At 68.5% G+C, this 6,068-nt stretch carries 5 protein-coding genes and 3 pseudogenes; 5 read left to right on the forward strand and 3 right to left on the reverse strand.

The genetic code is table 11. The annotated features are described in order from the left end of the window. Positions 1 to 400: 400 nt before the first annotated feature. Positions 401 to 745: pseudogene (locus SRB17_RS43905) on the forward strand (carbonic anhydrase); the annotation flags it as partial. Between the two features lie 46 nt (positions 746 to 791). Here the strand turns inward: SRB17_RS43905 and SRB17_RS43910 are convergent. Beyond that, a pseudogene (locus SRB17_RS43910) lies at positions 792 to 1,331 on the reverse strand (L-threonylcarbamoyladenylate synthase); the annotation flags it as partial. A 141-nt stretch (positions 1,332 to 1,472) separates the two neighbouring features. Here SRB17_RS43910 and SRB17_RS43915 point away from each other — a divergent pair. Then, positions 1,473 to 2,048, forward strand: a complete 576-nt coding sequence (locus tag SRB17_RS43915) for a hypothetical protein (protein ID WP_194294360.1) — start codon at positions 1,473 to 1,475, stop codon at positions 2,046 to 2,048. A 141-nt stretch (positions 2,049 to 2,189) separates the two neighbouring features. Next, positions 2,190 to 2,648: pseudogene (locus tag SRB17_RS43920) on the forward strand (arginine deiminase family protein); the annotation flags it as partial. Positions 2,649 to 2,789: 141 nt separating this feature from the next. Here SRB17_RS43920 and SRB17_RS43925 read toward each other — a convergent pair. Both SRB17_RS43925 and SRB17_RS43930 read right to left on the reverse strand, forming a co-directional pair. Next, entirely contained in the window at positions 2,790 to 3,095 is a 306-nt protein-coding gene (locus tag SRB17_RS43925) for a transposase (protein ID WP_153547636.1), read from the reverse strand. 215 nt (positions 3,096 to 3,310) lie between these two features. Then, entirely contained in the window at positions 3,311 to 4,957 is a 1,647-nt protein-coding gene (locus SRB17_RS43930; protein WP_153547638.1) for an alpha/beta hydrolase, read from the reverse strand. 583 nt (positions 4,958 to 5,540) lie between these two features. Between SRB17_RS43930 and SRB17_RS43935 the strand changes: the two genes are divergently transcribed. Both SRB17_RS43935 and SRB17_RS43940 read left to right on the forward strand, forming a co-directional pair. Further along, the gene (locus SRB17_RS43935) at positions 5,541 to 5,723 is read left to right on the forward strand and encodes a hypothetical protein (RefSeq protein ID WP_153547640.1); all 183 of its coding nucleotides are present in this window, start codon (positions 5,541 to 5,543) and stop codon (positions 5,721 to 5,723) included. A gap of 147 nt (positions 5,724 to 5,870) precedes the next feature. Then, a partial coding sequence (locus tag SRB17_RS43940) for a transposase (protein ID WP_153547641.1) occupies positions 5,871 to 6,068 on the forward strand: 198 nt, incomplete at its 3' end.

The following is a 6,068-nucleotide window of genomic DNA, read 5'->3' on the forward strand; positions in this document are numbered from 1 at the left end:
GCGTGCTCAGCCACATCCGCGAAGTCGGCACCGCCCATGGGTGACCCCGACGGCCCAGACCGCGTTGAACCCGCCGTGACCACGACGATGCGGCTCACCCCCACCATCGGCGGCCAGCGCCGCACAAACGAAACGGGTCCCCGCCCCGCGCTGGAGCCGATCTTCACCGCGCTCGCCCGGCAGTAGGAGACAGACGGCCGCCTCGTCCCCGGCCGGCCGGACGAGGCATGGACGATCCTCGCCCGCCGCTACCCCTGGCCCAGACACTGACCGCACGGTGCGGACACGGCCCCCACCACCCCCGCACCGCACCCCCAGGGGAGCCCGCAGACGCCCCCAGCGCCGCGCTCCCAGGCTGCCGGACCGGTACACCGTGGTTGGGCCCACCGGTCCGGCAGCCCCACCAGTCGTGGTGCTCGGTCACGACTCGTGCGGTGCGGTCGGCGCAGCATGCGCCGCGCTGGAGGACGGCATGGCACCAGCCGGCTACATCCGGGACGTCGTCGAGCGCGTCACTCCCAGCGTGCTGGCAGCGCGGGCCGCCGGACACGTTGAGCCCGAGGAGATCCTCGCCGAGCACATAAGGCACACCGTCGACCTGCTGCTGGACCGCTCCCGGGTGCTCGCCGAGAAGGTTGCTGCCGGGCAGGCCGCTGTGGTGGGCCTGTGCTACCGCCTGGCCGACGGCAGCGCGCAGCTCGTCGCGGCCCGCGGCCTCGATGTGGCGGTGCCCGCCGCGTCCTGACCGCCACGGCCGTGGCTGCTCGGGCACGCCGCCCATCCGATGCTGGTCACTCGGAAGGCCGGGGCCCCGCGGCGCGGCGGAGCCGGTTGGCGATCGCCAGTCCCAGACCCTCCTCCATCGGCAGGGAGGCGACGATGAGGTCGCACCCCTGCTGGTCGAGCTCGCGCAGGAACCCGTACAGCCCGCGTGCGTAGGCGGCCACCGAACCGGGAACCGTCACCACGGCGTGCGCCTTCACCGGAGCGTCGGCGTCGGTGAAGGCGGGGGGCAGGAAGACGCCCACCTGGTGCCCCAGCTCGTGCGCGAGCTCTGCTTCGGCGATGACCTTCACGGGCTCGACGAGGACGACCCGTGCCCGCGGCGCGTAGTGGGACGGATGCTGGCCCGGCACCCGGACGCGGCTCATCGAGGGCACCGCGAGCGGGCGTCCCAGCACCGTTTCGAGGTCCTCGCGTGTCACCCCGCCGGGCCGAAGGATGCTGGGGATCTCGCCCGTGACGTCGACGATGGTCGACTCGACGCCGATCTCGCAGGGACCGCCGTCCAGCAAGTCCAGCAGGCCCGCAACGAGATCCACCTCGCGACCGCCTTCCTCGATCACCTCGCAGAGCGTGGACGGTCTCTCGCCGACTGCACGCAGGCCGATGTCGATGCTTGATACGCCGGCGGCTACACCGCCCGGCGCCTCACCCACGCCTTCCTGCGGTGGGCGATGCGGTCCAAACACATGCCGAAGGCCGCTGTCCCGCACCGCTCCACAAGCAATCCCGCCCCGCTCGCCCAGCACCAGCGGCTCGCGCTGCTGCGACAACTCGTCAACCACGACGACGTGCCGCTCCAGGACCGCGTCGCCGCCCTGCTCGTCCTTCTCTACGCACAGCCGCTCACCCGGATCGCCCAGCTCGGCACCGACGACGTCCTGCACAAGGACGGCGAGGTCCTGGTCCGGCTCGGCAACCCGCCGTCGCCCGTTCCGGCCCCCTTCGCCGGGATGCTGCTGGACTACCTGGGGCAGCGGCCGAACGCCATGACCGCGACCAATCCGGACGCCCGATGGCTCTTCCCCGGCCGCCGGGCGGGACAGCCCATGACCCCGGAAACTCTGGAACTCCGGCTCCGTCGCTTGGCCTTCCCTACCCAGCGGGGACGCACCGCGGCGATCCGCCACCTCGTCCTCCAGGCCCCTGCTCCGGTAGTCGCCCGGATGCTCGGCTACCACGACGACACCACCGCCCAACTCGCCGCCGAGGCCGGAGGAACCTGGCGTCACTACGCCCCCGGCGACCACTCACGGTCACCATGAGCACTGGACAGCTGAGGAATACGTGACTCCCGATTACGCGAGGTCGCCCGTTCGACACCCCAGGGTGGTGCCACCATGACCGACTCGACCTCCGATGCCCGCGAGTACGGTATCCACTCCGAGCTGGGGCGGCTGTGAAAGGTGCTGGTGTGAGCGCCGGGCCTGGCCCACCGCCGACTGACCCCGACCAACTCCGACGACTTGCTCTTCGACGACGTGATGTGGGTCGAGAACGCCCAGCGCGACCACGCGGACTTCGTCAACAAGCTGCGCAGCCGCGGCATCGACGTCGTCGAACTTCATGACGGGCTGGCCCAGACGGTGGCGATCCCCGAGGCACGAGACTGGCTGCTGGACCGCAAGATCGTTCCCAATCAGATGGGGCTCGGACTGGTGGAGGGAACCCGGGCATACCTGGAGACGCTGCCGCCACGGCAGGTGGCGGAGTTCCTGATCGGCGACCTGGCCACCTCGGACCTGCCCGAGGGCTTCCGCTCGGGCTACCTCGCACTGGTCCGCGAGGCCACCGGCGCGCGCGAGTACCTGATGCCGCCGCTGCCCAACACCCTCTACACCCGTGACACCACCTGCTGGCTGTACATCGTCCGGCCTGCTTCGCCCGCCGGGCCTTCTCGCCGGCCGGCCGCGCGTAGAAGGAGGAGCGGGCCACCTTCAGCAGCCGGTACAACAGAGCAACGTCATGGGTGGTCTTCTCCGCCTCGATGAACGCGTATACCTCGCTCATCGATCGCTCTCCTTCGCGAAGAAGACCGCCGCTTTTCGCAGCACCTCAATCGTCTCCGCCTGCTCGGCGGCCAGCCTCCGCAGCCGGCGCAGCTCCTCGCGCTCGGCCGTCGTCAGCTCTCCCGGCGCACCCTGCCCACGGTCGATCGCATCCTGCTTGACCCAGTTCCGCAGTCCCTCGGCGCTGACCCCGATCTGACGGGCCACCTCGGTGACGGTCTTCCCGGAGGAGCGAACGAGTGCGACCGCGTCCCGTTTCAACTCCTCCGTGTACCGCCTGCTGCGGTTGCTCTTACTTCCCACCTGGCACTACTTCCTCTAGAACCTCAAGTCCCAGTCTCCAGGTGTCCACCATCAAGGGGAAGGTTCATGAGGAGTTGTCGGACGGCCTGCGACCTCATGTGGCCTATTCGTAGATGCGGGTTGCCAGGAGCTGTTCGGCCATGCTCGCCCATGTGACCGGTTCGATGTTGCTCGCTGTTGGGGGCGTGTGCAGTTTCGCTATCTCGTGTGCAGCGTCATCGGCGCATTCCGGCGGGTGTGGGGGTTTCGGACGCTGTGCCCACAGGTTTGTTCGCGTTGTCGGGTGCGTCAGTACAGATCGTGCCGACCCTTGGAAGACGCCCCTCGAGCAGGTAGTGGTCGACGGCGTTGTCGATGCAGGCGCTCCCTTGTCCGTAGGCGGTGTGACCATCACCGTCCCAGGTGAGTAGTCGGCCGGACTGGAGTTGGCGGGCGAGTGCTTGTGCGTTGTTGTACGGGGTTGCGGGGTCGCGCGTGGTGCCCACGACCAGAATCGGTGCGGCACCGGGCGCGGTGATGGGATGCGCGGTCTGGTTGGCCGGGACGGGCCATGAGGTGCACGACGAGAGATTCGAGACCCAGGATTTCCCGAACTGAGGCGCCACCCGGACGAATTCGGCAAGAGTTACCTTTGTCCGGTCGGCGGTGTAGCGGCCGTCGAAGGTGGAGCTCAGGCAGTGGACCGCCGTCTCCGACTGGTCCCCCAGGTTGCCGGGAAGTACAGCGACGAGGACTTTCAGCAGCGTGGTGGTGTCACCGGCCAGCACCTCCCGAAGCATTTGGCGGAGCGCCGGCCAGTGGGGATACCTGAGCAGGACAGCGGTCATGGTGAGCACCAATTGCCCAGTGACGATGACGTCCTTGCCTTGATGCAGGGGGGAGCGATCCAGCCGGGCGACCAGGGAGTCAAGGGTGTGGCCGGCCTCCTTGACGGAGTGCCCCACCGGGCAGTCGTCACGGGCGGCACAGTCGGCCGCGAACGCCTCCCAGGCGACCTGGTAACCCCGCGCCTGGTTCAGGTAGAAGCCGGCGGCGTTGCGTGAGGGGTCGACCGCTCCGTCGAACACCATGCGCCCCACCCGGGAGGGGAAGAGTTCGGCATAGCTCGCCCCCAGGTAAGTGCCGTAGGACCAGCCGATGTAGTGCAGCTGTTCGTCACCGAGGAGTGCGCGCATCAGGTCCATGTCCCGAGCCGCGTCCAGGGTGCCGACGTGGGGCAACAGCCGCCCGGCGTGACGGGCGCATGCGGCGGCGATCTTCGCCCAGAGTGCGACATCCTGATCGATGTCCGCGTCCGTTGACGTGCTGCTCATGCCCGTTTCGCCGGTGGCCGTGGACGTGTCGGTGCCGCAGTCGACCAGGGTGCTGTGGCCGACACCGCGGGGGTCAAGGGCGACCAGGTCGTAGGCCGCGTTCAGGGAGGCGTACCTATCGGGGGTGGCGGTGAGGGCATCGATGGCCGATACACCGGGGCCGCCGAAGTTGAACAGGAGCGAACCGATCCTCGTGGCGCCGGTCCTGGTGGCCTTCTTGCGGGCGGCTGCGAGGTTGATGTCGCCCGCGTCCGGGTGGGCGTAGTCCAGGGGTGCTTTCACGGTCGTGCACTGGAATGCGGGCGCACCGGGGCAGGTCTTCCAGCGCAGTTCCTGCCCGTAGTAGCGCTGCAGCCCCGGCGGCACCGGGACCGTGGAGGCAGCGTTGGCCGCTCCCTGCGGAGTGTGTACCGGGCTCAGCCGTGCGCTTGTCTGTTCCGGACCGATGGTCGCACAGGCGGTGAACAGTAAACCGCACGTGGTCAGCACCGCGACGGTGCCGTGCAGAGCGCGTGCCGGTATTCGGCCGGATTGCCGGACAGGGTTCATCGCCACGTCCTTCTGTTTGCGCCGATTGAATCCAGGGCGTCGGACCACGGAGTCGGGTGATCTCGGATCTGGTTCCGGGCGCCCCGTCGAGTACGGCCTGGGCCCTCTCGGAGCGAAATGAACACACTCCGTCACTATATTATTACTTTCTGTGCTCCAAGAGTCAGATCCTGGAGGCCGAACGGGTGACGAAGGCGTGGTCTAGTCGAGCCGATCTCGACCGTGCGTGAGATACCGTCAGTGCGGTGCCGGCAGCGGCCGAGGCAGCCGGACATTACGACCTACGCCGGTATCTCCTCGCGGGCGCTTTCCTCGGTTGGCGGACGGCTCGGCCGCTCTCGCCGCACGTGCGGCGGCGGGGCACCGACCTCAGAATGTGGAGAGTCAAGCCACCTGAATCTGTAGAATTGGGGTCGAAATCTGGGACGGTACACGAGCCCGGCGGTTGCTCTGCGCCTGATCTCTGAGAAGGAGGGACCCCGGGGGTGGTGGCGTTCTCGGTGGCCGCGGTAACCGCCCGCGGCTCCAGCCCCCGTCGACACCGCCTGCCGCCACGTCCTGGGCACCCGTCGGCGGCGTCTCCATGGCACCCATCGGCATCGACCGGGAGGTCACCTTCCCCGTCGGCAGCGGCCCCACCGACGGCCGCGTCGGCACTCTCAAAGACCTTGCCGACCTCCTGGCCACCTGGGGCATCGCCTCGCTGCACCACGATGACGGCGGTCATGACAAGCTCCCCATAGGCGGCCTTCTACCGCCGCACTGATGGCCACAGGATTCCCCACGTACGGCCAGATATCTCCCCGCTCGCATTGGACGCATCCCGCTCGGCGAGGCTCGGGCGGGTGAACCTTCCCCTTGATGGTGGACACCTGGAGACTGGGACTTGAGGTTCTTGAGGAAGTAGTGCCAGGTGGGAAGTAAGAGCAACCGCAGCAGGCGGTACACGGAGGAGTTGAAACGGGACGCGGTCGCACTCGTTCGCTCCTCCGGGAAGACCGTCACCGAGGTGGCCCGTCAGATCGGGGTCAGCGCCGAGGGACTGCGGAACTGGGTCAAGCAGGATGCGATCGACCGTGGGCAGGGTGCGCCGGGAGAGCTGACGACGGCC

Origin of the sequence: Streptomyces sp. RB17, from assembly GCF_009604455.1 — a bacterium.
GTDB lineage: Bacteria > Actinomycetota > Actinomycetes > Streptomycetales > Streptomycetaceae > Streptomyces.

Bases quoted from the DNA above. Each gene is read 5' to 3' on its own strand.
- SRB17_RS43915 (WP_194294360.1), top strand. From the start codon at position 1,473: ATGCCGAAGGCCGCTGTCCCGCACCGCTCCACAAGCAATCCCGCCCCG.
- SRB17_RS43930 (WP_153547638.1), bottom strand. From the start codon at position 4,957: ATGAACCCTGTCCGGCAATCCGGCCGAATACCGGCACGCGCTCTGCAC.
- SRB17_RS43935 (WP_153547640.1), top strand. From the start codon at position 5,541: ATGGCACCCATCGGCATCGACCGGGAGGTCACCTTCCCCGTCGGCAGC.